Origin of the sequence: Corynebacterium sp. MSK073 (assembly GCF_030232085.1) — a bacterium.
In the GTDB taxonomy this organism is placed as follows: domain Bacteria; phylum Actinomycetota; class Actinomycetes; order Mycobacteriales; family Mycobacteriaceae; genus Corynebacterium.
In genome coordinates this window covers 1-261 of sequence record NZ_JASPIY010000054.1, presented here as the reverse complement: position 1 = coordinate 261, position 261 = coordinate 1, and the positions used below count along the sequence as shown (strand labels likewise).

Annotated in this window: 1 protein-coding gene; it reads left to right on the top strand. The window is 52.5% G+C overall.

The window, feature by feature from the left end; genetic code table 11:
- The coding region (locus tag QP970_RS11650) for a transposase (protein WP_284869973.1) at positions 1-261 on the top strand (261 nt) is incomplete at both ends.

Here is a 261-nt window from a genome sequence, read left to right as displayed (position 1 = left end):
CCTGTCTTCGATGGTTGCCAAGACCCAGTGGCCAACCCTATCGGCGATGTTTCATACGATATTCCAGCAACCAGACTCGGAATCGGTGTGGTCCCAAGCACGTGAGGTCGTAGCGTTTTGTGAAGATAAATTCCCCCACGTTGCCAGCTACCTGGAAGAAGCCCTCGACGAGCTCTTAGCTTTTACCAACGCCCCGAAATCCGTCTGGAAGAAAGTCTGGTCGAATAACCCTACTGAACGGCTCAATCGTGAAATCCGCAG